The following is a 21,360-nucleotide window of genomic DNA, read 5'->3' on the forward strand; positions in this document are numbered from 1 at the left end:
GAGCCTGGCACAGGTGCTTCTTGATCTTCTGCCGATGGCGATTGGACCATAATGAATACTCTAGCCGCATCCTTCAGTCGACGAAAGGCCAAAACTTCCGTATGGCACGCCCCTGCAAATCGCCTGTCTGCACTCAAAGACCCTCAATGACGCGTCGACACAAGCGCGCCAGGATCGGTCACTTCGGATTGGAATCGGATCCGTGCTCCTCCACCCAGCCGACAACGACGACTATAAAGGCGTAGAGGATCGGCTCCCGCCGGCGATGACGGTTGAGGCTGTCGCGCCGACCCGCCAACATTTAAGCCGCCTTATATGAACCCGATATAATCATTCAGCGGCGGTTTCACTCACCGCCGCCGCCCCAGGGGCCGCGGCTGGCGCCACACTACGGGCCTTCTCCGCGATGCGCGCGGACTTGCCGCTGCGGCCGCGCAGATAATACAGCTTTGCCCGCCGCACATCGCCACGACGCACCACGGCGATTTCCGCGATCGTCGGCGCATACAGCGGAAATACCCGCTCCACCCCCTCGCCATAGCTGATCTTGCGCACGGTGAAGTTGCTGTTCAGCCCCTTGTTCGACCGCGCGATGCATACGCCCTCGAACGCCTGGACGCGGGTGCGCTCTCCTTCGACAACCTTGACCGAGACCCGCAGCGTGTCTCCCGGTATGAAAGCGGGAACCGGTCGGCCCCCGGTCAGGCGCGCGATCTGCTCCGCCTCGAACTTCTGGATGATGTTCATGACTGTATCCTTTGCTTATGAAGACGTGGCGGAGGCGGGGTGAGTGGGTGATGCGGGTGCCGCCCACAGATCAGGCCGCCGTTCCCGCGTGATCCTTTCCGATTCCGTCTGCCGCCAGGCGGCGACAGCGGCATGGTGGCCAGAGATCAGCACCTCCGGCACGCGCCGCCCCTGCCACTCGGCCGGGCGGGTGTAATGCGGGTATTCCAGCAATCCGCTGGAGAAACTTTCTTCCGCGGCGCTGTCCGCCGCGCCCATCACGTCAGGCAGCAGCCGAACAATGCTATCCAGCAGCACCAGCGCGGCCAATTCGCCGCCCGACAGCACGTAGTCGCCGATGCTGTACTCGTGCATCGCCCGCGCCTCGATCACCCGCTGGTCGATGCCCTCATAACGCCCGCACAGCAGGATTAACCCTGGCCCAGCCGCGAACCGGCGCGCATCCGCCTGGGTAAAGCGTTGCCCGCGCGGGGTGAGGCAGATGACCGGCCGATCGTCCGCCACCGAGGCCACGGCGGCATCGGCAATATCCGGCCGCAGCACCATGCCCGCGCCGCCGCCAAACGGCGTATCGTCCACCGTCCGGTGACGGTCCCGGGCGAAGTCGCGGATGTTCGTCACATCCAGCGCCCACAGGCCCGTCGCCAGCGCCCGGCCTGCCAGGGACTGGCCCAATGGACCTGGGAACATGGCCGGAAACAGCGTCAGGACGGCGCCGCGCCAGCTCATGCCGCGGCATCCTCCGCCTGGGGCGGTACCACAATCTCCTCGGGCAATACGACAACGACCTGGTTCGCCGCGATATCCACGCTCGGCACACAGGCCCGAGTGAACGGCAGGATAACGGGCGCGGCACCGGTCCGCTCGATCTCCAGGCTGGCGCCGGCGCCATAGTCGTGCACGATGGTCACCGTGCCGACCACGTCGCCATTCAGGTCAACCGCGGACAGCCCGATCAAATCGGTCAGGTAATACTCGTCATCCTCCGCCGGCGGCAAAGCCGACCGGTCGATGAACAGCCGGGTGTTGGTCAGCTTTTCCGCCGCCGTCCGATCCGCCACCTTCACAGCGGCGCCGTTGAGGATATGTGAAACCTCGGCCACGCCGCCGGTCTTCCAGCGCAGCAGGAAGACCTGCCCGGCGGCGTCGGACAAAGGTCCATACGCGACCAGATCGGCCGGATCGGTCGTATGGCTGGTGACATGCACCAATCCACGCACGCCATGCGGCCGCCCGATCACGCCGACCTGGATGCGGCCCATTGGAGTGTGGCTTGCGGGCACCGTTCAGTCTCAGGCGGCGACCGCCGCGGCGGCCTTGGCACGTTCCTGCGCCTTCTTCTTCGGCGCCGACTGGTGCGGCTGCTCATTCCAGACCGGCATCGGCGCCAGGCCAGCCTTGCCAAGGAACTTCGCTACCCGTTCGGTCGCGACCGCGCCGTTTTCCAGCCAATGCGTCAGGCGCTCTTCCCGCAGACGCACACGGTCGGCATGTTCGGCCGGCAGCATCGGGTTGTAGCTGCCTACACGCTCGATGAAGCGCCCGTCGCGCGGGCTGCGGCTGTCGGCGATGACGATGTGGTAGTAGGGACGCTTCTTGGCGCCGGCGCGGGCGAGGCGGATCTTCAGGCCCATGAACGTGTTGCTCCTGTGAACTAATAGGGTCGGCGGTTGTTTGACATGCCTTTCGGCATCAGGGCGCTCAGGCCATGGCGCATCAGGCCCTTCTGCCCCAGCTTGCCCATCTTCTTCATCATCGTGGACATGTCATCGAACTGCTTCAGCAGCCGGTTGACGTCCTGCACCGTCGTGCCGGACCCGGCGGCGATGCGCTTCTTGCGGTTGGCCTTGATGATGTCCGGCTGGCGCCGTTCCTTGATCGTCATCGACGAGATGATCGCCGCCTGGCGCTTGAACACCTTGGTGTCCAGGTCGGCGCCGGCAAGCTGCTGCTTCATCTTGCCCATGCCAGGCAGCATGTCGACGATATTGGCCATGCTGCCCATCTTGCCGATCTGGCGAAGCTGATTGGCGTAGTCCTGCAGGTCGAACTTCCCCTTCATCATCTTGGCGGCGAGCTTTTCAGCCTCCGCCTGGTCGATGGTTTCAGAGGCGCGCTCCACCAAGCCGACAATGTCGCCCATGCCGAGGATGCGGCCGGCGACACGCTCCGGATGGAAATCCTCCAGCGCGTCCTGCTTTTCGCCGACACCGATCAGCTTGATCGGCGCACCGGTGATGGCGCGCATCGACAGCGCCGCGCCGCCGCGGGCATCGCCGTCCATGCGCGTCAGGACGATGCCGGTGATGGACAGCGCGTCGTTGAAGGCCTTGGCGGTGTTGACCGCGTCCTGCCCGGTCATGGCATCGACCACCAGCAGCGTCTCCGCCGGATTGGTGGCGGCGCGGACCTGGCGGACCTCGTCCATCAGCTCCTGATCGATCGACAGCCGGCCGGCGGTGTCGAGAATGACGATGTCGAAGCCTTCGCGCCTGGCGCTGTCCATCGCGCGATGGGCGATCTGAACCGGGGTCTGGCCGGCGACGATCGGCAGGCTGGGCACGCCGGCCTGAGTGGCGAGCTGCGCAAGTTGCAACTGCGCCGCCGGCCGCTGGGTGTCCAGGCTGGCCAGCAGCACCTTGCGGCGCAGGCGGTCCTTGAACCGCAGCGCGATCTTGCCCGACGTGGTGGTCTTGCCCGAGCCTTGCAGCCCGACCATCAGGATCGGGATCGGCGCCGCGGCGTTCAGGTTGATCGGCACAGCGCCTTCGCCGCCCAATGCCTCGATCATCACGTCGTTGACGATCTTGACGACCTGCTGGCCGGGGGTAACCGAGGTCAGCACCTCGGAACCGACCGCCCGGTCGCGCACCTTGGCGACAAAATCACGCACCACCGGCAGCGCCACGTCGGCGTCCAGCAGCGCCAGCCGGACCTCCCGCAGGGCTTCGGTGATATCGGCTTCGCTCAGCGATCCGCGGGTGCGAAGCCGGTCGAAAACCCCAGACAGCTTGTCTGAAAGTGCCTCGAACACGGGTGGCGTTACTCCAAACAGTTAAGCGCCGCTGCGCGAACCCTCGCGGAGCGGCGTTGCCCCCGCGTCAGGCGGGGACCGGGTGGCTGACCCGGCTCTGTGGTTTATGACGAGAAGAACCAGCAGAGTCAATCTGGTTGACGCAATCGTCCGGCTTGCCTCGCCGGTAGAACCACGATCCGGCCGGCAGGGGCCAGCCCAGGACCGCTTTCTCCGATCAGCCGCGCCGTTGCCGCCGCTTGCGGGGCGCCCGGCGGCCAGGTCATAGCCTGGTGCCAGCACTTGCCACCCTGGTGAAGGCCGGTATTTTGCCGCCCAAGAGAAGCTTTCCAGGAAAAAGTCGAATGTCCCTTGTCCACCGCCGAACCCTGCTTGCCCGGGGGCTTGCCAGCGGCGTCGCCGGCGCCGCCCTGCCACTGTTCGCGATCGGCACCCGCCCCGCTCGCGCCGCGGCGTTCAGCCTGAAGCTGGCGAACAATTCGCCGGTGACGCATCCGCAATCCGTGCGTCAGCAGCAGGCCGCGGACCGCATTCGGCAGGCAACCAACGGCCAGGTCGATATCCAGTTGTTCCCGAACAACCAGCTGGGTTCCGACACCGACATGCTGTCGCAACTGCGATCCGGCGCGATCGACTTCTTCACGCTGTCGGGGCTGATCCTGTCAACGCTGGTGCCGCCGGCCTCGATCAACGGCGTCGGCTTCGCCTTCAAGGACTACGACACCGTCTGGAAGGCGATGGACGGCAAGCTCGGCGGCTACGTCCGGGGCGAGATCGACAAGCGTGGCCTGATCGCGTTCGACAAGATGTGGGACAACGGCTTCCGCCAGATCACCAGTTCCACCCATCCGATCAAGCTTCCATCCGACCTGAAGGGATTCAAGATTCGGGTCCCGGTCTCGCCGCTGTGGACCAGCATGTTCCAGGCGCTGGGTGCCTCGCCCATCAGCATCAATTTCTCCGAGGTCTATTCAGCGCTGCAAACCAAGATCGCGGAAGGCCAGGAGAACCCGCTCAGCCTGATCCAGATTGCCAAGCTGTACGAGGTGCAGAAATACGTCTCGATGACCAGCCACATGTGGGACGGCTTCTGGCTGCTGGCGAACAAGCGCGGCTTTTCGTCGCTTCCCGCCGACGTACAGGCGATCGTGGCGCGGGAGATGAACCAGTCGGCGTTGCAGGAGCGGGCGGATATCGCCGCATTGAACGGGTCGGTCGCCGGCGACCTGCAGGCGAAGGGTCTGGTGTTCGTCGAAGTGGACAAACCGGCCTTCCGCGACGCGCTGAAGCAGGCCGGATTCTACGCCGAGTGGAAGCGGAAGTTCGGTGATCAGGCCTGGGCGATCCTTGAATCCGAGGTCGGCACCCTGTCGTGACGGTCGGCGGGACGCCATCATGACCAGCCTTGCTTTCGCCCGCACCCCCAGCCGCGCCGCCTCGCGGATCGATGTCATTTTGCGGCGGATCGCGGAGGTGCCGGCCGCGCTGCTGGTGCTGACCGAGGTCGTCGTGCTGTTCACCGGCGTGGTCGCCCGCTACGTCTTCCACGCGCCGCTGATCTGGACCGACGAGCTGGCTTCCATCCTGTTCCTCTGGCTGGCGATGCTGGGCAGCGTCATCGCGCTGCAGCGGTCGGAGCATATGCGGCTGACCGCGATCGTAGCCGTCATGTCGGCGGCGGCACGGGCCCGGACCGAGGCCCTGGCAGCCGCGGCGGTGGCCGTGTTCCTGCTGATGCTGGTGCCCTCCGCCTGGGACTACGCATCCGACCAGTGGTTCATCGAGACGCCCGCGCTCGGTATTCATGACACATGGCGCGCCATGGCGATCCTGGTGGGCGGCGTGCTGATGCTGATCACCGCGCTGACCCGCCTGCTGCGGCTGTCCTGGAAGGATGCGGCATTTGGCGTTGTCGTCGTCCTGGTCATGATGGCGGCGCTGCATCTCGCCGCACCTTGGCTGAAGGGCTTCGGCAACTGGAACCTGGTGCTGTTCTTCGTGCTGCTGCTGGGCACCGGCGTGCTGCTGTCGGTGCCGATCGGCTTCGCCTTCGGGCTGGCAACCCTCGCCTACCTGGCGACCCTGACCCGCACGCCACTGACCGTCGTCGTCTCCCGCATGGACGAGGGCATGAGCAGCCTGATCCTGCTAGCGGTGCCGCTGTTCGTCTTCCTCGGGCTGCTGATCGAGATGACCGGCATGGCGCGCGCCATGGTCGGCTTCCTGGCTTCCCTGCTCGGCCACGTGCGCGGCGGCCTGTCCTACGTCCTGCTTGGCGCGATGTACCTGGTCTCCGGCATCTCCGGGTCCAAGGCCGCCGACATGGCGGCGGTGGCACCCGTGCTGTTCCCGGAGATGAAGCGGCGCGGCGCCGACGAAGGCGAGCTGGTGTCGCTGCTGTCGGCCTCCGGCGCCATGAGCGAGACAATCCCGCCGTCGCTGGTGCTGATCACCATCGGCTCGGTGACCGGCGTGTCGATCTCGGCGCTGTTCACCGGCGGCCTGATGCCGGCGCTGGTGCTGGCGGCGGCGCTGGCGGCGATCGCCCGCTGGCGCGGCCGCGGCGAAAGCCTGGCGGGCGTCGTCCGGCCGCCGTGGCGCTCCATCGGACGCGCCTTCATCGTTGCGCTGCCGGCGCTGGTCCTGCCCTTCGTCATCCGCACTGCGGTGATCGAGGGCATCGCCACCGCCACCGAGGTCTCCACCATCGGCATCGTCTACGGCGCGCTGGCGGGCATACTGATCTATCGGCAGTTCCCGCTGCGCCGGCTGTATCCGATGCTGGTTGAGACCGCCGCGCTGTCGGGCGCGATCCTGCTGATCATCGGCACCGCGACGGCGATGGCCTGGGCGCTGACCCAGTCAGGATTTTCCCATCAACTGGCGACGGCGATGACCGCCATGCCGGGTGGCGCGGCAGGGTTCATGGCGGTTTCCATCATCGCCTTCATCGTGCTGGGCAGCGTGCTGGAGGGCATTCCCGCCATCGTGCTGTTCGGCCCCCTGCTGTTTCCCTCCGCTCGTCTCGTGGGGATCAATGAGGTCCACTATGCAATGGTGGTGATCCTGGCGATGGGCATCGGGCTTTTCGCGCCGCCATTCGGGGTGGGATATTACGCCGCCTGCGCGATCGGTCGGGCTTCGCCTGATGCGGCAATGCGGCGGATCTGGCCGTATCTGCTGGCGGTGCTAGCCGGGCTGATCGTGGTGGCGGCGGTGCCATGGTTCAGTATTGGTTTCTTGTAGCCGCTTCAGCAAGACAAGCCGCGTGTCCGTCATCATCCCCTGTGGCGGATCAGGATGCGGCTGCCTACAGCAGCTTGTCCAACGTGATCGGGATCTTCCGCACCCGAACACCCGTCGCATGCCACACGGCATTCGCCACCGCCCCCGCCGTGCCGGTGATGCCGATCTCGCCGACGCCCTTGATGCCGAGCGAATTAACGTGCGCGTCGTCTTCCTGGACCAGAATGGCCTCAAGCGAAGGGACGTCGGCATTCACCGGCACGTGGTATTCCGCGAAATTGCCATTCATCGTTCGCCCTGACCGTGGGTCCAGCACGGCATGTTCGTGTAGCGCGAACGACACGCCCCAGATCATGCCGCCGAAATATTGGCTACGCACCAGCCGCGGATTGATGATCCTGCCCGCCGCGAAGGCGCCCACCAGGCGCGTGACGCGGATCTGACCGAGATCAGGGTCCACCTTCACCTCGGCGAACACGGCGCCATGGGCATGCATGGCGTACTTCTCCTGGTCCGCCGGATTGCCCGCGCCCTGGCCCTTGCCCTCCAGCCCGCTCCGCCCGGCGCGGGCCAGGATGTCGGCATAGCTCTCACCCCGGCTCTCGTCGTCGCGGCGCACCAGGCGCCCGTCACGCGCGATCACCCCCGCATTGCCCGCGCCGAACAGCGGTGAGCGCTCATCGCCCATGGCGATGTCCGCGAGCTGCGCGATCACGTCCGCGCCGGCATTGTGGATCGCCGCACCGGAAGTCGCGGTTTGCGAGGAGCCGCCGGCAATGCCCGCATTCGGCAGGTCGGACGTGCCCATACGGAACTCGACGCGTTCGTAGTCAAGTCCCAGCCCGTCGGCGGCGATCTGTGCCAATGCGGTCCAGGCGCCCTGCCCCATGTCGTGCGCGCCAAGCTCCACCAGCGCGCTGCCATCGGCGTGCAGCACCGCCCGTGCTCCAGCCTGGAACATGATGGCGGGGAAGCTCGCGGTGCCCATGCCCCAGCCGACCAGCAGGCCAGCCTCGTCACGCATCTGCCGCGGCGCGAGTGGCCGCGACGCCCAACCAAATTTCTCTGCTCCCTGCTCATAGCACGCCCGCAGGGACTTCGACGAAAACGGCTTGCCGGAGATCGGCTCGACCTCGGCGTAGTTCTTTAGCCGGAACGCCAGCGGGTCCATGCCGCAGGCATCGGCCATCTCGTCCACCGCGCTTTCCAGCGCGACGCTGCCCGAGGCCTCGCCCGGCGCACGCATGAAGAACGGCGTGCCGGTATCCAGCCGCACCGCCTCATAGCTCGTCGCCAGCGCCGGTGTCGCATACAGCGTGTGTGAAACTCCGCCGCTCGGCTCGAAAAAATCATCGAAGGTGCTGGAGGACGTCAGCGTGTGGTGGTCGAGCGCCGTCAACAGCCCGTCCGCGTCCGCGCCAAGCCGCAAGGTCTGCCGGGTCTCCGCCCGATGGCCGACCGGGCCGAACATCTGCTCGCGCCGCGTCACCAGCTTCACCGGCCGGTCGACCAGGCGCGCCGCCATCACCCCAAGCACCTGCGGCGCCCACAGCACGCCCTTCGAGCCGAAGCCGCCGCCAAGGAAGGGAGAACGGATGTGGATGTTGGCGGGATCAATTCCGAACAGTCCGGCGAGGCGAGCCTGCGCGACCGACATCCCCTGGCTTGGCGTGTCCAGCGTAAGGCGATCGCCGTCCCAGGCCGCGACGACAGCGTGCGGCTCCATTGCGTTGTGATACTGCGCAGCGGTCTCATAGACCGCCGTCACCTGCTTCTCGGCACCGGCGAGACCGGCCGCGACATCGCCCTTTCCGGCATTCGGCGGCTCGCCAACACCGATCGCCGGCGGTTCAAAGCGTTCGGCCGCGTCCAGGCCGATATGCGCGGGTTCGGCAGTATAGGTCGGCGTTATCAGCGCCGCCCCTTCGGTCGCCGCCTCCAGCGTCTCCGCGATCACCACCGCGATCGGCTGGTTGGCGTAGCGGATGCGATCGTCCTGCAACAGATCGAGCTTGTACATGAACATCTCATCCGTCGCGTCGGGATGCCGTGCCAGCTTCGGCGTGTTGCCGGATGTCATCACCTCGACAACACCGGGATGCGCGCGGGCGTCATCGGTATCCAGTGCGGTAATGCGGCCGCGCGCGATGCTGCTGGTTGCCATTACCGCGAACAGCATGCCCGCTGGATGGTTGTCGGCGGCGAAACGCGCGCCGCCGGTAACCTTCAGCAGGCCGTCGCGCCGGGTCAGCGGTTGGCCCATGCTCGAGCCGTGACGGATATGGGCGGGGGCGGTCTCAGACATTGGCGGATACTCCGGGCGCATGGGCAAAAGCGGACGCGGGCAGCGCCGGCAGACGTGCCGGTGTCCCTTCAACCGCAAGGGAAAGCGCACGCACGACAATGCGCCGCGCCAGTTCGATCTTGAACGCGTTGTCGCCGGACGGCCGAGCCTGGGCGAGTGCGGCGTCAGCGGCGGCGCGAAAGGTTGCCTCGGTCGGCTGGCGGCCGACCAGCAGACGTTCCGCCTCCCGGGCACGCCACGGCTTCAGGGCAACACTACCGAGCGCCAGCCGCGCCTCGGCGATGGTCTGTCCGTCCAGGCGAACGCCGGCGGCGGCCGAGACTACCGCGAAGGCGTAGGACGTGCGTTCCCGCACCTTGAGGTAGCGTGCATGGGCCGCGAACCCGGCGGCCTCGGGCGGCAGGCGCACGGCAACGATCAACTCGCCAGGTTCGAGCACCGTCTCATGCTGCGGCGTGTCACCCGGCAGACAGTGAAAATCTTCCAGCTTCACCTCGCGCCGGCCCGATTTGCCCTCGATCTCGATGATCGCATCAAAGGCGACCAGCGGCACGCAGAAGTCGGATGGATGGGTGGCGACGCAGTGTTCGCTCCAGCCGAGCACCGCGTTCAGCCGGGTTTCGCCGCCACGCGCGTCGCAGCCGGCGCCCGGATCGCGCTTGTTGCAGGCACTGGCGGTGTCATAGAAATACTGGCAGCGCGTGCGCTGCATCAGGTTGCCCGCCGTCGTCGCCGCGTTGCGCAACTGTGCCGAAGCGCCGGACAGCAAGGCTTCGGCGACCGCCGGAAAGCGCCGCGCGAAATCGGGATCATGCGCAAGGTCGCTGTTGCGCACCAGCGCGCCGATCCGCACGCCACCGTCAGGCAGCCGCTCGATCACGTCGAGGCCGGGCAGTAGGCTGATGTCAACCAGCCGCGTCGGCTGGGCGATACGGCCCTTCATCAGATCAAGCAGGTTGGTGCCGGCGGCGAGATAGGCCGCGCCGGGTTCGGCGCCGGCGGCGATCGCCTCCGCGGGGCTCGCGGGACGGGAATACTCGAAACGGTTCATGCGGCCTCTCCGTGCCGGGAAGGACCCGCGTGACGATCGCCGCGCATCCGCACCTGGGCATCCAGCACGGCGTCGGTGATACCGGCATAGGCGCCGCAGCGGCAGAGATTGCCGCTCATGGCCTCGCGCACGCGTTCGGGATCGTCGCCGGCCTGTGCTTCGCTGATCAGCCCGATCGCGCTCATGATCTGGCCGGGCGTGCAGAAGCCGCACTGGAAGCCGTCATGCTCGACGAAAGCGGTCTGCACGGGATGCAGCCTGTCGCCTTCGGCCACGCCCTCGATCGTCAGGATATCGGCGCCGTCGTGACTGACCGCCAGGGCCAGGCAGGAATTCATGCGCCGGCCATCGATAAGCACCGTGCACGCGCCGCATTGGCCTCGGTCGCAGCCTTTCTTCGTGCCCGTGAGTTCAAGCCGCTCGCGCAGCAGATCGAGCAAGGTGACGCGCGGATCGTCGATCATGACGCGCCGGGCGACACCGTTCACGGTGAGGGTTATCGGGAGATCCATGATAATTGCTTCCTGATTGTGGCCTGGATACCGACAGTGAGATGAGGGCTACTGCGTTAGTAGGCCGGCAAAGCGGTATCACACGTACCAGCTTATGCTCTAATCGATCGGCCCGACGGCCTCAACCGTCCGCGACTGTCTGAACCATCGTTGCGGCCGAAGGCCCACCATCCATACTTTTGTCCATACGCATGAAAGCGCTCATGCAACTCGTCCTCGGCATGACGAGATGGCGCCGATGTGTTGCTCGATCCGCAGTTGATACCAGAGGTCACCGATTGATCGAGTATCAGCGCAAATGATGCTGACAATGGCGTAGTGCCAGTCCTTGGCATCAATAAATATTTCCTCTGCCGCGGCGGACCGGCAGCCAAGGTTGACCACGCCGCCCTCGGCCGCCAGTTCTTCCGATGCCCTCCGGCACGCCCCGCAAAGAGTTCACGTTAATTCTCAAGGCCGTATACCCTCGGCGCCGCGGCAGCATGACTTGATCGGCGCGGCGCCGGGGCGACATCAAGGAGAGGCGCCAGAGCGCCGTCATGCATCCTGCCAATCACATCGTATTGCAACTTGGCCGGCGTCGGGTGCATGGTGGTGCATCCTGCATCGAGTTTGGCGAACGACATGCTGCTCGGCAGCCGGTGGACGCGTCCGGATAGTTCCGCTGCGCACGCCACGCAGCAGGTCAAGGCCCACCACGCCATCGGCCGCTTGGATGAGGCGTCTGCGACCGCAGCAGACGCCGGTGCGTTCACGTGTTCAAGGCCTCTCGCATCCTGGAAACCACCGCGTAGCCGGGACCGTCCACCGGCAGGCCCGTCGCCGGATCGACCAGCAGCGGCTCCACCGGCGCGCCGGTCGCCATGTTCACGATCCGAACGTCCCGGTCGTCGGGCGGAAAATGGCGGTTGCCAAAGGCCAGCATGGCCAGCAACACCGGGCGGAAATCCTGGCCGCGCTGGGTCAGCAGGTATTCGTCCCGCGGCGGGCGTTCGCTGTAGCGCCGGCGCTCCAGCAGCCCCGCTTCCACCAGCGCGGACAGCCGCCTGGTCAGCATGTTCGGCGCGATGCCGAGACTTTCGCTGAACCCATCGAACCGGGTCAGGCCGCGGAACGCGTCGCGCAGGATCAGGATACTCCACCACTCGCCGACATGTTCCAACCCCCGGGCGATTGGGCATTGCATGGTGCTGAAGCTCTTGCGCTGCATCGGGAGAACCTTCGACGGCAACTACTATCGTGATAGTTGTCATCATCGGGCGCACCGTCAAGGCAGGAGGCTAAAGAGCCCTTCATGACATCCCTGGAGCCGCTGCCCGAGGCGGCCGCTGCCCAAGGCGGCATCAGTCGGCGGCATCGTTCGGCCCGGTCCAGATGCGTCGCGGCTAGCCGACCACAACCTGGATCGGCTGCGGCGCGTCGCTCACCCAAAGCGGCGCCCATCCCGCGGCATCGCCGTCGGTTTGAGCCGGCACGCTCAGGTTCTGCAGGAAATCGATTCGGCTAGCACGAATGTGCCGCACCCCCGGTGCCTGCCCCAGCAGGTTCAGCGGCAGCGCCGATCCATACAGCATGGCGGCGCCGGGGCCTGACAAGTCGAACAGCACGACGGAAAATCCAGGCTCCGCCGGTTCCGCCGCGACCGCCAGCCGAAAGCGCCCGCCATACAGGCGCCCCTTGCTGATGATGACGCTGGCCGCCTCGGTTTCCTGATCATCGATGCGCAATCGTATGACAGGAAAGCGATAACGGCTCAGCTCCCGCACCGACTGCAGGACATAGGCGCCCTTGCCGAACGCCTTCTTCAATGGAAACGGCAGGTTGCGCACGACGTGCGCGTCGAAGCCGACGCCCAGCATCTGCACGAACAGCCGGGTGCCGTCGGCGCCGTTGGCTTGACCCGGCCATAAGCGGCAAGTGCGGCCGAATGCCAGCGCCGCGGCAACGGCACGCGGCGAGAACGGCAGCCCAAGCTCATGCGCCAGGACGTTGGCGGTGCCCAGCGGGATGACGCCCAGATGCGCCGACGAACCCATCAAGCCGTTCGCGACCTCGGCGATCGTGCCGTCTCCGCCGGCCGCGACGACCAGGCGTTCGCCACGCTGCGCCGCCTCTCGCGCCAGGGCTTCGGCGTGACCGGGCCGATGGGTTTCCGCCAGGTCCAGCCGCACGCCGGTGGCCGCCAACACGTCCAGCACGCGCCACAGCAGATGTGCCCGCCGGCGGCCGGCAACCGGGTTAAAGACGATGATCACAAGCCGGGATCACGAGCAACAGGAAAAGATGATCGGGCAAATCGGAAGGAAACCCAGATTAAAAATACATCGGTAAGCGCGGAGCATGACGATTTCATGTCGGTTCAATGACGATGACATTACTTTCATTGAATTGATCAAATAGAGCTTCCGTCATCCAATCTTCACTTTCGCAGCGCGGTCCAGCGGGTATGTGCTCCGCCGGACATGAAGGACTGGCAATGAACGCAATGTCCCCCGTTGGCTCCAACCTTGGTGCTCGGCCCGGCTATCGCACCATTTTCATTTCAGACACGCATTTAGGAACCCGTGGCTGCCGCAGTGAATTCTTGGCCGATTTCCTCCGCCGGTCAAGCTGCCATAACTTGTTTCTGGTTGGTGACATTATCGATGGATGGCGGCTGCGCAAGTCCTGGTACTGGGATGAACACCATGACGACGTGCTGCGCCAGATCGTGCACCACGCCCGCGCCGGCACCAACGTGACCTATATTCCCGGCAACCATGACGAGATGTTTCGCAACTGGCTGCCCATCGGGCTGGAGATCTGCGGCATCAGGATGCGCCGCGAATCGGAACACACCACCGCCGACGGCAAGCGCCTGCTGGTGATGCACGGCGACGAGTTCGACAGCGTCGTCCGCTACGCCAAGTTCCTCGCCCTGCTTGGCGACGGCGCCTATACCACCGCACTAGTCGTCAATCGCTGGTTCAACGCGATCCGCCGCCGGCTGGGCTACCCCTACTGGTCGCTGTCCGCCTGGCTGAAGCGCCAGGTCAAGGAGGCGGTGAAAGCCATCGACCGATTCGAAACCGCCCTCGCGTCCGAGGCTCGGCGGCGCGGCTTCGACGGCGTCGTGTGCGGCCATATCCATCACGCCGAGATGCGCGAGGTGAACGGCATTCTCTACCTGAACGATGGCGACTGGGTGGAAAGCTGCACCGCCCTGGTGGAACACCACGATGGACACCTGGAACTGATCGATTGGGCGGAACTCAACCGCCTGTCCTTCTTCCAGCCGCGTCCGGTTCCGGTGACGGAACCTGCCTGATCAACGCGCGCGCGCGGACCTGACTGGCATCGACGCCATGCTGCCGCCAGCGCCCTGCCACCGCATTCTGATCGTCACCGACGCCTGGAGGCCGCAGGTCAACGGCGTGGTGCGCACCATGAGCACGGTGGTGGAGGAGCTGCGGGCGATGGGTCACGTGGTGGACGTCATCGGTCCGGACCGGTTCCGCACGTTTCCCTGCCCGACCTATCCGGATATCCGCTTGGCGCTGCTGCCGCGGCGGCGGCTGGTCCGCCTGACCGAAGCGTTTGATCCCGACGCGCTGCATATCGTGACCGAAGGCCCGCTCGGCCTGGCGGCGCGAAGCTGGGCAAAGCGCAACGGGTTTGCCTTCACCACGTCGTTCCACACTCGCTTCGCCGAATACATCAAGGCGCGTACCCGCCTGCCGGTGCGTCCGATCTACGCCTGGATGCGCCGCTTCCACGGTGCCGGCAAGGGCACCATGGTCGCCACGCAATCGCTGCGCGAGGAGCTGACTGCGCGAGGTTTCGGCAACATCCGCGCCTGGACCCGCGGCGTGGACCTGGATCTGTTCAAGCCCTACCCGCGCACCGAGTTTCAGCATCTGCCAGGACCGATCTTCGTCTATATCGGCCGCATCGCCGTGGAGAAGAACATCGGTGCCTTCCTCGATCTCGATCTGCCGGGGTCGAAAGTGGTGGTGGGCGGCGGCCCCCAGTTGGTGTCGTTGCAACGCGATTATCCGGACGTGACCTTCACCGGGCCCCGGTATGGTGAGGCTCTGGCGCGGGCCTACGCGGGGGCGGACGTATTCGTGTTCCCCAGCCTGACAGACACCTTCGGTCTAGTGATCCTGGAGGCCCTGGCCTGCGGCACCCCTGTGGCCGCGTTCCCGGTGACCGGTCCGAAGGATGTGCTGACCGATGCGCACGGCCGGATCGGCGCGGTCAACATGGACCTGCGGTTGGCGGCGCTGGATGCGCTGGGCGCGGATCGCGCGGCGTGCCTGATGCATGCCGAACGCTATTCGTGGCGAGCCTGTGCGGAGAGTTTCCTTTCGCATCTGGTGCCGATAAACCGGCCTCGATAGCCTGCGTTTCTAATCCGCGCAGATTTGTGCCGACGTTGCATCGTTTTGCCTCGGCGCGAAGCCGTGCACTGAAAAGCCCCGTTACCCCGCCCCATCTCCATCCCGCGCCCCGATCGTCCGCGACCGGAAATCCTCCGGCACCGCCGCGCCAAAATCGGTGAATGCCCGACGCACCGCTTCCGGCGTCGAACCAAATACCTGCCTGCGATTCTCCCGTGCCCAGGTACCCGACCCGGCGGGCAGATCCAGCGACCCCTGGAACACCGGCATCACATAGCGGGCGAACAGCTCGTAACTACGCATCGTCTGCTCCCGATCGGCCCACTCGTGCGCGCGAAACAGGATGCCGCCGAAGCCGCCCTGGCTGTACTCCAGCAGCCGCTTGATGCCCTTCGCCACCGTCTCCGGCGAGCCTACCAGGGTTGTCCCCATCTTCACCCCGTCCCGCAGCGGATCATCCGCGCGTCCCGGAGGGCGGCCCAGCGTGTCCTCGAAATAGCTAACGGTCTCGTTCCGCTCGCCCTGGCGCACCTCATGCAAAGCCTGCTCGTCGTCGGCGGCGATATGCGCGTTCACCACCACGCGCCATTGCTTACGCGATATGGTCTTGCCCGCCTTCGCTGCGGCGTCCTCGGCGATCGTCCACTGCTTTGCCAGCGCCTCCGGCCCGCCTGGCAACCCGGCGCCGATCGACAGCACGCCGACCCCGTGCGTCCCCGCCGCGATCATCCCGAACGGCGTGATCGTGCTGGCCACCGCGATCTCGAAATGCGGGTCGCTGTAGGGTGCCAGGTGCAGGCGCGCGTCGTTCATCTCGAACCAGTCGGTCTTCATCGTGACGCGCTCCTCGCATTTCAGCAGCGCCATGATCGCGTCCATCGCCTGCAGCATGCGCGGCCGTTGCGTCTCCGGCTGGATCCCCAGCATGTACGCGTCCGAGGTCAGCGCGCCCGGCCCGCAGCCCAGCATCGCCCGCCCGCGCGTCATGTGGTCCAGTTGCACCCAGCGCTGCGCCACCAGGAACGGATGGTGATACGGCAGGCTGGTCACCCCGGACCCCAGCTTGATGTGCTTGGTCTTCTCGGCCGCCGCGGCGATAATCAGTTCGGGCGAGGCGATCAGTTCCCATCCGGCCGAGTGGTGCTCGCCGATCCACGCCTCGTCGTAGCCCAGGTGGTCCAGCCACTGGATCAGTTCGACGTCGCGCGCGATCGCATAGGTCGGGTTTTCGCCGGTCCGGTGGAACGGCGCCAGGAAGATGCCGAACGTCAAGCCGCGATGCGCCATGGATCTGTCTCCTTGAACATACGTCATTCTGCGCCGCCGGCCGCCCGGTAGCCAAGCCCGCGCCGGGATGGCACGTTGTCGCCAACAGCAAGACGCCAAACCACAAGATTGGGAGACGGACAATGCGCCTGCAAGACAAGGTCGCCATTATCAGCGGCGCGGCATCCGGCATGGGCGCCGCTACCGCCCGCCGCTTCGGCCGGGAAGGTGCCAAGGTCGTCGTCGCCGACATGCTGGAACAAGATGGCCAGGCGGTGGCCGCCAGCATCGGTGCCGACGGCGGCAACGCGATGTTCCTGTCGCTGGACGTCACCGATGAAGCCGCCTGGACCCGCGTGGTGGACGAAACCGTGCACGCCTTCGGCCGCCTCGACATCCTGGTGAACAACGCCGGCATCAGCGGCAGCGCCACCAACGACATGCTCGATTCCGCGCTGTGGCACCGGGTGATGGCGGTGAACAGCACCGGCGTCTTCCTTGGCACTGCGGCGGAGGTGCGCCAGATGCGGCACAATGGTGGCGGCGCGATCGTCAACCTGTCGTCGATCTCCGGCGTCGTTGGCCAGAGCATGGTGCACATGAGCTACAACGCCTCGAAGGGCGCCGTGCGGACGATGACCAAGGCGACCGCCGTGCAGTTTGGCAAGGACCGCATCCGCTGCAACTCGATCCATCCCGGCCTGATGCCGCCGATGCGCACCTCCGGCGCCACCGCCGACCCCGAAGTCCGTGCCCGGATGCTCAAGTCCGTGCCGCTGGGCCGCACCGGTGAGGCCGATGAGGTCGCCAACGCCATCCTGTTCCTGGCGTCCGACGAGGCGTCCTACATCACCGGCGCGGAACTTTACGTGGACGGCGGCTATTTGGCGACGTAGCCGGCCGCCATCTGGCCGTATTCTTGATCGACCGGCGGCACTGTGCTTCGCTAAGCCACAGCAGTCAGTCCAGGACGAACCGCCGATGAATGCTAGTACCCAGGTGATTTGCAGTTTCGCGCTGACCTTCGGTGTGCCAATGGTGCTCGCCGTGCGGGAGTATTGGCAGCTTGGGCCGGGACCTTGGCACCTGCCGCCAAACGAGCCAATACCGCCTGATCCCGCGCCGCTGCCGGACACGGGTGCCTCTCCGCGTTACGACAAACCTCTGCCGGCCTGTCTGATCCCGCAAGCGGCCCCGGCAAGGGTGCGCGAACTGGCTTGACGCGGCGTTGACCGGCAACGGCCGCGATGGCGCAATGACAAGCCAGACCGGACGTGTCGCCTCCGCGCTGGGAATAACCGGCGGATCAGACGTTCATGACTGATCATCTCCGGCTTTTCATACGCGTGTTCTTTCAAGGCTAGCAGGCCGGTTCAGCCGGTGCCGGACTGCCCATCCGCCTTCGCGGCCTCCGTATTACATGGTTTCTCGATGCATCCGCCGGCGATGTCGTTCGCCGGCTTGATCAGGCCATCATGCAGGCGCGTTCTGAGGCGGGATCTCTCCACCACGAAACCTTGCCCCCACGGAACTTTGTCCCTGGGCCGCCATACTTCGCACCTCGCAACGTTTATCTGGCATTTCACATTTTTGTGTGGCATTACCAGCTCTGCATTCTTCAACGCGGACAGCGCGACCATGACAGAGCAGGAACGGCTTGCCACGTTGACACAGATCCTGCGCGATCTGCTGGGCGATGACGCGATCGAGTTGACCATGACCACCCTGCGCCAGGACGTGCCCGGGTGGGATTCCTTCAACTACGTCAACTTTATTGTCGCGGTCGAGGCCGAATACGGCGTCAAGTTCCGCATTGCCGAGGTTGAATCGTTTCCCGACGTCGGCGCGATCGTGAGGGCGATCGGTACTGCCCGCGGACGCTGACGCAAGCCCGCCATGCTGTTCAACTCCTACCCGTTTGTCTTCGGCTTCCTGCCAATCGTCCTGGCAGGCTTCTACCTGCTTGGCCGCCGCAGCCGAGAACTTGCGCTACTGTGGCTGACCGCGGCTTCCCTGCTGTTCTACGCGTGGTGGCGTCCAGTCAACGTCCTGCTGATCGCACCGTCGATCCTGATCAACTACGCCCTGGCAAGGGCGCTGGAGCGGACCAACGAGGCCAAACCGGCGCTGGCGAAGATGATCCTCACCACCGGGATCGTCTTCAACATCTGTTTCCTGGGCTACTTCAAATATCTGAACTTCCTGGAAGGAACGTTGAACGACGCCTTCGGCAGCGGCTTCCTGCTGACGCAGTTGATCCTGCCGCTGGGCATCTCGTTCATCACCTTCCAGAAGATCGCCTTTCTGGTCGATGTCCAGGCCGGCCGCGTCAGCCGGTTCAGCTTGCGCGACTACGGGCTGTTCGTGCTGTTCTTCCCGCAGCTTATCGCCGGACCGATCGTGCACTACCGGGAGATGATGCCGCAGTTCCGCGCCGCGCCGTGCCGGTTCGACGCGACCAATGTGGCGGTCGGGCTGACGCTGTTCTTCTTCGGCCTGGCGAAGAAGCTGATCCTGGCGGACCCGCTCAGCCGCATGGTGGCGCCGCTGTACGGCCAGGCCGCCGCCGGCATCCCGCAATCCGCCACCGAGGCCTGGATCGCCGCGCTCGGTTTTACCTTGCAGATCTACTTCGATTTCTCCGGCTACACCGACATGGCCCTGGGGCTGGCGCGGTTCTTCGGGATCAAGCTGCCGATGAACTTCAACTCGCCGCTGAAGGCGCGCAGCATCGTCGATTTCTGGCTGCGCTGGCATGTCAGCCTGACCCGCTTCCTGACGGCGTATATCTACAATCCGATGACCCTGGCGCTGACCCGCCGGCGCATGGCCCGGGGCAAGGCCATCTTTGGCGGCCGGAACACCAACATCCCGGCGTTCCTGACCCTGCTGGCGATGCCGACGATCCTGACGATGCTGATCTCCGGCCTGTGGCACGGCGCCGGCTATACCTACGTCCTCTGGGGCCTGCTGCACGGCGTGCTGCTGTGCATCAATCACGCCTGGCGGCTGATCCGCCCGCGGATCTGGCGTGATACCAACAGCTATAACCGCCGGATGGCGCCGGTCGGCTTCGCGCTGACATTCCTGTCGGTGGTCTTCGCCATGGTGCTGTTCCGCGCGCCAACCATCGGTTCGGCAGTAATGCTGTGGAAGGGCATGGCCGGGGCCTATGGCGCGACGCTGCCACAGGCGGTTTTCGCCCGCCTTGGCTCCCTGGTGGGATTGCTGACGACGATCGGCTTTCACCCGGCCTGGACCAGCGGGTCGCTGCTGGTGGAAGCAACCTTGCGCATCGGCGTGCTTCTGTTCATTGCCCTGGCGCTGCCGAATACCTTGGAGATCCTGGCGCCGTACGAGCCGGCGCTCGGGGTCAAACCGGCAAAGGCATCGCCGCTGCTGGTCCGTTCACTGACCTGGACACCCAGTGCTCCCTGGGCCGTTGGCCTCGCCTGCGTCGCCCTGGCGGGCATCCTGTCACTGGGTGAACTGAGCGAATTCCTGTACTGGCAGTTCTGATGGCAGGTCCCGCACGTTTCATCCGGATATGGCTGGCAAGCCTGCTGGGTCTCGCGGCCCTCGTCATCGGCATAAACTTGCTGGTCGACCCCTATGAGGTCTTCGGCACGCCGCGCATTGCCGGCATCAGCGCCTACAAGCCGGCCGCGAAGAATCACTCAATGCTGGCGAAGACTTATCAGATCGCACGCGTCCATCCGGTGACGGTGCTGATCGGATCCTCATCCACCCATATCGGCATCGACGCCGCCGATCCTGCCTGGCCGCTGGCGATGCGACCGGTTTACAACTATGGCATCCCAGGCGGCTATGCCACCTCCACCAGCCTGAGCACGCTGCGCGAGGCGATCGCGTTGGGCGGTGTCAGAAATGCCATCGTGTTCCTGGATTTCCAGAACTTCTTCGTTCCGGAACAGCCGGCCCCGCAACAACCGGCGACTTCGCAAGGCGAGGACGACCGACGGTTCCACTGGTTGGCAAACGACGCCCGCAACCCGAACCGCGAGGCACAGGTCGCCGACGACATGTTCCTGTCGCTGGCGACGATGGGCGCGTTGACCGACAGCGTCACCACGGTGATCAGCCAGCGCAATCCCACCCTGCTGAACCTGGCGCCGGATGGCTCCTCCACCGAGGCGGACTTCATCAACGCCGCCCGCAATGACGGCATGCATGACCTGTTCGCGCAGAAGGACGCGTTCGAGGCTGCCCGCGCGCGTGGTCTGGCGCAGGTCATGGCCAGATGGCACGGGCCGCTGCCCAATCTCGGTATCGTCGTCGATATGATGGCCCTCGCCCAGACCCATGACGTGAAGCTGACCCTGGTGATCACCCCACACCATGCCGACGCCCTGGAACTCTACTGGCGCAACGGTCTTTGGCCGCGGGTGGAGCAGCTCAAGACCGAGCTTGCCGCACTGGCCGCTAGCAAGGGCAGGAATGTCGTTCTGTGGGACTTCATGGACTACAGCCGCTTCAGCACGGAAGCCGTGCCACCACAGGGCGACCGTCGAACGCCGATGCGCTGGTTCTGGGAGCCGACTCACTTCAAGAAGCAGCTTGGCAGGATCATGATCGGACGCGTCATCGGCGCCGGCGCCCCGGACTTCGGTGCGGTGCTGACACCTGAAACCGTTGCCGCGCGCAACGACGCGGTGCGTGCGCAGCGTCAGGCATTGGTGTGCGGTGGCGACGCCGCATTCCTGACCAGTCTCGACAAGCCGATCAATAACGGCTGCGCGCGCGTTGAGCAGATCGCGAAACAGCCGAGCTGACCGCGCGTTCCGTGTGACGCGTTC

General features: G+C 65.5%; 20 protein-coding genes. 9 read left to right on the forward strand and 11 right to left on the reverse strand.

From position 1 onward, the window contains the following. Positions 1 to 330: 330 nt before the first annotated feature. From rplS to ffh, 5 genes are read right to left on the reverse strand one after another with little or no spacing between them, the layout of a single operon-like run. Positions 331 to 747, reverse strand: coding sequence for a 50S ribosomal protein L19 (gene rplS / locus ACQY4S_RS13070; protein ID WP_428485637.1), 417 nt, complete (start codon positions 745 to 747; stop codon positions 331 to 333). Between the two features lie 15 nt (positions 748 to 762). Then, on the reverse strand, positions 763 to 1,476 hold the full coding sequence (gene trmD, locus ACQY4S_RS13075; RefSeq protein ID WP_428485638.1) for a tRNA (guanosine(37)-N1)-methyltransferase TrmD: 714 nt from the start codon (positions 1,474 to 1,476) through the stop codon (positions 763 to 765). Beyond that, positions 1,473 to 2,009 (reverse strand): ribosome maturation factor RimM, encoded by a 537-nt coding sequence (rimM, locus tag ACQY4S_RS13080; RefSeq protein WP_428486271.1) that lies wholly within the window; start codon positions 2,007 to 2,009, stop codon positions 1,473 to 1,475. The genes trmD and rimM overlap by 4 nt, the downstream gene beginning before the upstream one ends. A 30-nt stretch (positions 2,010 to 2,039) precedes the next feature. Next, entirely contained in the window at positions 2,040 to 2,381 is a 342-nt protein-coding gene (gene rpsP / locus ACQY4S_RS13085; RefSeq protein ID WP_428485639.1) for a 30S ribosomal protein S16, read from the reverse strand. A 20-nt stretch (positions 2,382 to 2,401) separates the two neighbouring features. Further along, a complete protein-coding gene (gene ffh, locus ACQY4S_RS13090; RefSeq protein WP_428485640.1) occupies positions 2,402 to 3,781 on the reverse strand; it encodes a signal recognition particle protein in 1,380 nt (459 codons plus the stop codon). Positions 3,782 to 4,125: 344 nt separating this feature from the next. Between ffh and ACQY4S_RS13095 the strand changes: the two genes are divergently transcribed. Both ACQY4S_RS13095 and ACQY4S_RS13100 read left to right on the forward strand, forming a co-directional pair. Further along, positions 4,126 to 5,157 (forward strand): TRAP transporter substrate-binding protein, encoded by a 1,032-nt coding sequence (locus tag ACQY4S_RS13095; protein WP_428485641.1) that lies wholly within the window; start codon positions 4,126 to 4,128, stop codon positions 5,155 to 5,157. A gap of 19 nt (positions 5,158 to 5,176) precedes the next feature. Next, positions 5,177 to 7,027 carry a TRAP transporter large permease subunit gene (locus tag ACQY4S_RS13100; RefSeq protein ID WP_428485642.1) on the forward strand — a complete coding sequence of 617 codons (1,851 nt, stop codon included), beginning with the start codon at positions 5,177 to 5,179 and terminating at the stop codon, positions 7,025 to 7,027. 64 nt (positions 7,028 to 7,091) lie between these two features. Here ACQY4S_RS13100 and ACQY4S_RS13105 read toward each other — a convergent pair whose 3' ends face one another. The 5 genes from ACQY4S_RS13105 to ACQY4S_RS13125 all read right to left on the reverse strand — a co-directional run bounded on the left by ACQY4S_RS13105 (position 7,092) and on the right by ACQY4S_RS13125 (position 13,150). Further along, positions 7,092 to 9,332, reverse strand: coding sequence for a xanthine dehydrogenase family protein molybdopterin-binding subunit (locus ACQY4S_RS13105; RefSeq protein WP_428485643.1), 2,241 nt, complete (start codon positions 9,330 to 9,332; stop codon positions 7,092 to 7,094). Continuing rightward, positions 9,325 to 10,383, reverse strand: coding sequence for an FAD binding domain-containing protein (locus tag ACQY4S_RS13110; protein ID WP_428485644.1), 1,059 nt, complete (start codon positions 10,381 to 10,383; stop codon positions 9,325 to 9,327). Before ACQY4S_RS13110 ends, ACQY4S_RS13105 begins: the two co-directional genes overlap by 8 nt. Next, positions 10,380 to 10,895, reverse strand: coding sequence for a (2Fe-2S)-binding protein (locus tag ACQY4S_RS13115; RefSeq protein WP_428485645.1), 516 nt, complete (start codon positions 10,893 to 10,895; stop codon positions 10,380 to 10,382). Before ACQY4S_RS13115 ends, ACQY4S_RS13110 begins: the two co-directional genes overlap by 4 nt. 751 nt (positions 10,896 to 11,646) lie before the next feature. Continuing rightward, a complete protein-coding gene (locus tag ACQY4S_RS13120) occupies positions 11,647 to 12,105 on the reverse strand; it encodes a winged helix-turn-helix transcriptional regulator (RefSeq protein WP_428485646.1) in 459 nt (152 codons plus the stop codon). 175 nt (positions 12,106 to 12,280) lie between these two features. Further along, on the reverse strand, positions 12,281 to 13,150 hold the full coding sequence (locus ACQY4S_RS13125) for a diacylglycerol/lipid kinase family protein (protein ID WP_428485647.1): 870 nt from the start codon (positions 13,148 to 13,150) through the stop codon (positions 12,281 to 12,283). Positions 13,151 to 13,380: 230 nt separating this feature from the next. On the opposite strand from ACQY4S_RS13125, the gene ACQY4S_RS13130 reads away from it, so the two are divergent. Together ACQY4S_RS13130 and ACQY4S_RS13135 are read left to right on the forward strand one after the other, a co-directional pair. Beyond that, on the forward strand, positions 13,381 to 14,202 hold the full coding sequence (locus ACQY4S_RS13130) for a UDP-2,3-diacylglucosamine diphosphatase (RefSeq protein WP_428486272.1): 822 nt from the start codon (positions 13,381 to 13,383) through the stop codon (positions 14,200 to 14,202). 37 nt (positions 14,203 to 14,239) lie between these two features. Continuing rightward, positions 14,240 to 15,277 carry a glycosyltransferase family 4 protein gene (locus ACQY4S_RS13135; RefSeq protein WP_428485648.1) on the forward strand — a complete coding sequence of 346 codons (1,038 nt, stop codon included), beginning with the start codon at positions 14,240 to 14,242 and terminating at the stop codon, positions 15,275 to 15,277. Between the two features lie 81 nt (positions 15,278 to 15,358). On the opposite strand, the gene ACQY4S_RS13140 is transcribed toward ACQY4S_RS13135, so the two are convergent. After that, positions 15,359 to 16,564 (reverse strand): LLM class flavin-dependent oxidoreductase, encoded by a 1,206-nt coding sequence (locus tag ACQY4S_RS13140; protein ID WP_428485649.1) that lies wholly within the window; start codon positions 16,562 to 16,564, stop codon positions 15,359 to 15,361. A gap of 122 nt (positions 16,565 to 16,686) precedes the next feature. Between ACQY4S_RS13140 and ACQY4S_RS13145 the strand changes: the two genes are divergently transcribed. From ACQY4S_RS13145 to ACQY4S_RS13165, 5 genes are all read left to right on the forward strand, one after another. Continuing rightward, the gene (locus ACQY4S_RS13145; protein ID WP_428485650.1) at positions 16,687 to 17,439 is read left to right on the forward strand and encodes an SDR family NAD(P)-dependent oxidoreductase; all 753 of its coding nucleotides are present in this window, start codon (positions 16,687 to 16,689) and stop codon (positions 17,437 to 17,439) included. An 85-nt stretch (positions 17,440 to 17,524) separates the two neighbouring features. Continuing rightward, complete coding sequence (locus tag ACQY4S_RS13150; protein WP_428485651.1) at positions 17,525 to 17,764, forward strand: hypothetical protein; 240 nt, start codon at positions 17,525 to 17,527, stop codon at positions 17,762 to 17,764. A 417-nt stretch (positions 17,765 to 18,181) separates the two neighbouring features. Further along, positions 18,182 to 18,427 (forward strand): acyl carrier protein, encoded by a 246-nt coding sequence (locus tag ACQY4S_RS13155; protein ID WP_428485652.1) that lies wholly within the window; start codon positions 18,182 to 18,184, stop codon positions 18,425 to 18,427. A 12-nt stretch (positions 18,428 to 18,439) separates the two neighbouring features. Then, positions 18,440 to 20,062 (forward strand): MBOAT family O-acyltransferase, encoded by a 1,623-nt coding sequence (locus tag ACQY4S_RS13160; RefSeq protein ID WP_428485653.1) that lies wholly within the window; start codon positions 18,440 to 18,442, stop codon positions 20,060 to 20,062. After that, positions 20,062 to 21,336, forward strand: coding sequence for a hypothetical protein (locus ACQY4S_RS13165; RefSeq protein ID WP_428485654.1), 1,275 nt, complete (start codon positions 20,062 to 20,064; stop codon positions 21,334 to 21,336). Before ACQY4S_RS13160 ends, ACQY4S_RS13165 begins: the two co-directional genes overlap by 1 nt. The last annotated feature ends 24 nt before the right edge of the window (positions 21,337 to 21,360 follow it).

The organism is Rhodopila sp. (genome assembly GCF_965276935.1).
GTDB lineage: Bacteria > Pseudomonadota > Alphaproteobacteria > Acetobacterales > Acetobacteraceae > Rhodopila.

Coding starts and splice junctions, on each gene's coding strand:
- rplS (WP_428485637.1), bottom strand. CDS start 747: ATGAACATCATCCAGAAGTTCGAGGCGGAGCAGATCGCGCGCCTGACC.
- trmD (WP_428485638.1), bottom strand. CDS start 1,476: ATGAGCTGGCGCGGCGCCGTCCTGACGCTGTTTCCGGCCATGTTCCCA.
- rimM (WP_428486271.1), bottom strand. CDS start 2,009: ATGGGCCGCATCCAGGTCGGCGTGATCGGGCGGCCGCATGGCGTGCGT.
- rpsP (WP_428485639.1), bottom strand. CDS start 2,381: ATGGGCCTGAAGATCCGCCTCGCCCGCGCCGGCGCCAAGAAGCGTCCC.
- ACQY4S_RS13095 (WP_428485641.1), top strand. CDS start 4,126: ATGTCCCTTGTCCACCGCCGAACCCTGCTTGCCCGGGGGCTTGCCAGC.
- ACQY4S_RS13100 (WP_428485642.1), top strand. CDS start 5,177: ATGACCAGCCTTGCTTTCGCCCGCACCCCCAGCCGCGCCGCCTCGCGG.
- ACQY4S_RS13105 (WP_428485643.1), bottom strand. CDS start 9,332: ATGTCTGAGACCGCCCCCGCCCATATCCGTCACGGCTCGAGCATGGGC.
- ACQY4S_RS13110 (WP_428485644.1), bottom strand. CDS start 10,383: ATGAACCGTTTCGAGTATTCCCGTCCCGCGAGCCCCGCGGAGGCGATC.
- ACQY4S_RS13115 (WP_428485645.1), bottom strand. CDS start 10,895: ATGGATCTCCCGATAACCCTCACCGTGAACGGTGTCGCCCGGCGCGTC.
- ACQY4S_RS13120 (WP_428485646.1), bottom strand. CDS start 12,105: ATGCAGCGCAAGAGCTTCAGCACCATGCAATGCCCAATCGCCCGGGGG.
- ACQY4S_RS13130 (WP_428486272.1), top strand. CDS start 13,381: ATGTCCCCCGTTGGCTCCAACCTTGGTGCTCGGCCCGGCTATCGCACC.
- ACQY4S_RS13135 (WP_428485648.1), top strand. CDS start 14,240: ATGCTGCCGCCAGCGCCCTGCCACCGCATTCTGATCGTCACCGACGCC.
- ACQY4S_RS13140 (WP_428485649.1), bottom strand. CDS start 16,564: ATGGCGCATCGCGGCTTGACGTTCGGCATCTTCCTGGCGCCGTTCCAC.
- ACQY4S_RS13145 (WP_428485650.1), top strand. CDS start 16,687: ATGCGCCTGCAAGACAAGGTCGCCATTATCAGCGGCGCGGCATCCGGC.
- ACQY4S_RS13150 (WP_428485651.1), top strand. CDS start 17,525: ATGAATGCTAGTACCCAGGTGATTTGCAGTTTCGCGCTGACCTTCGGT.
- ACQY4S_RS13155 (WP_428485652.1), top strand. CDS start 18,182: ATGACAGAGCAGGAACGGCTTGCCACGTTGACACAGATCCTGCGCGAT.
- ACQY4S_RS13160 (WP_428485653.1), top strand. CDS start 18,440: ATGCTGTTCAACTCCTACCCGTTTGTCTTCGGCTTCCTGCCAATCGTC.
- ACQY4S_RS13165 (WP_428485654.1), top strand. CDS start 20,062: ATGGCAGGTCCCGCACGTTTCATCCGGATATGGCTGGCAAGCCTGCTG.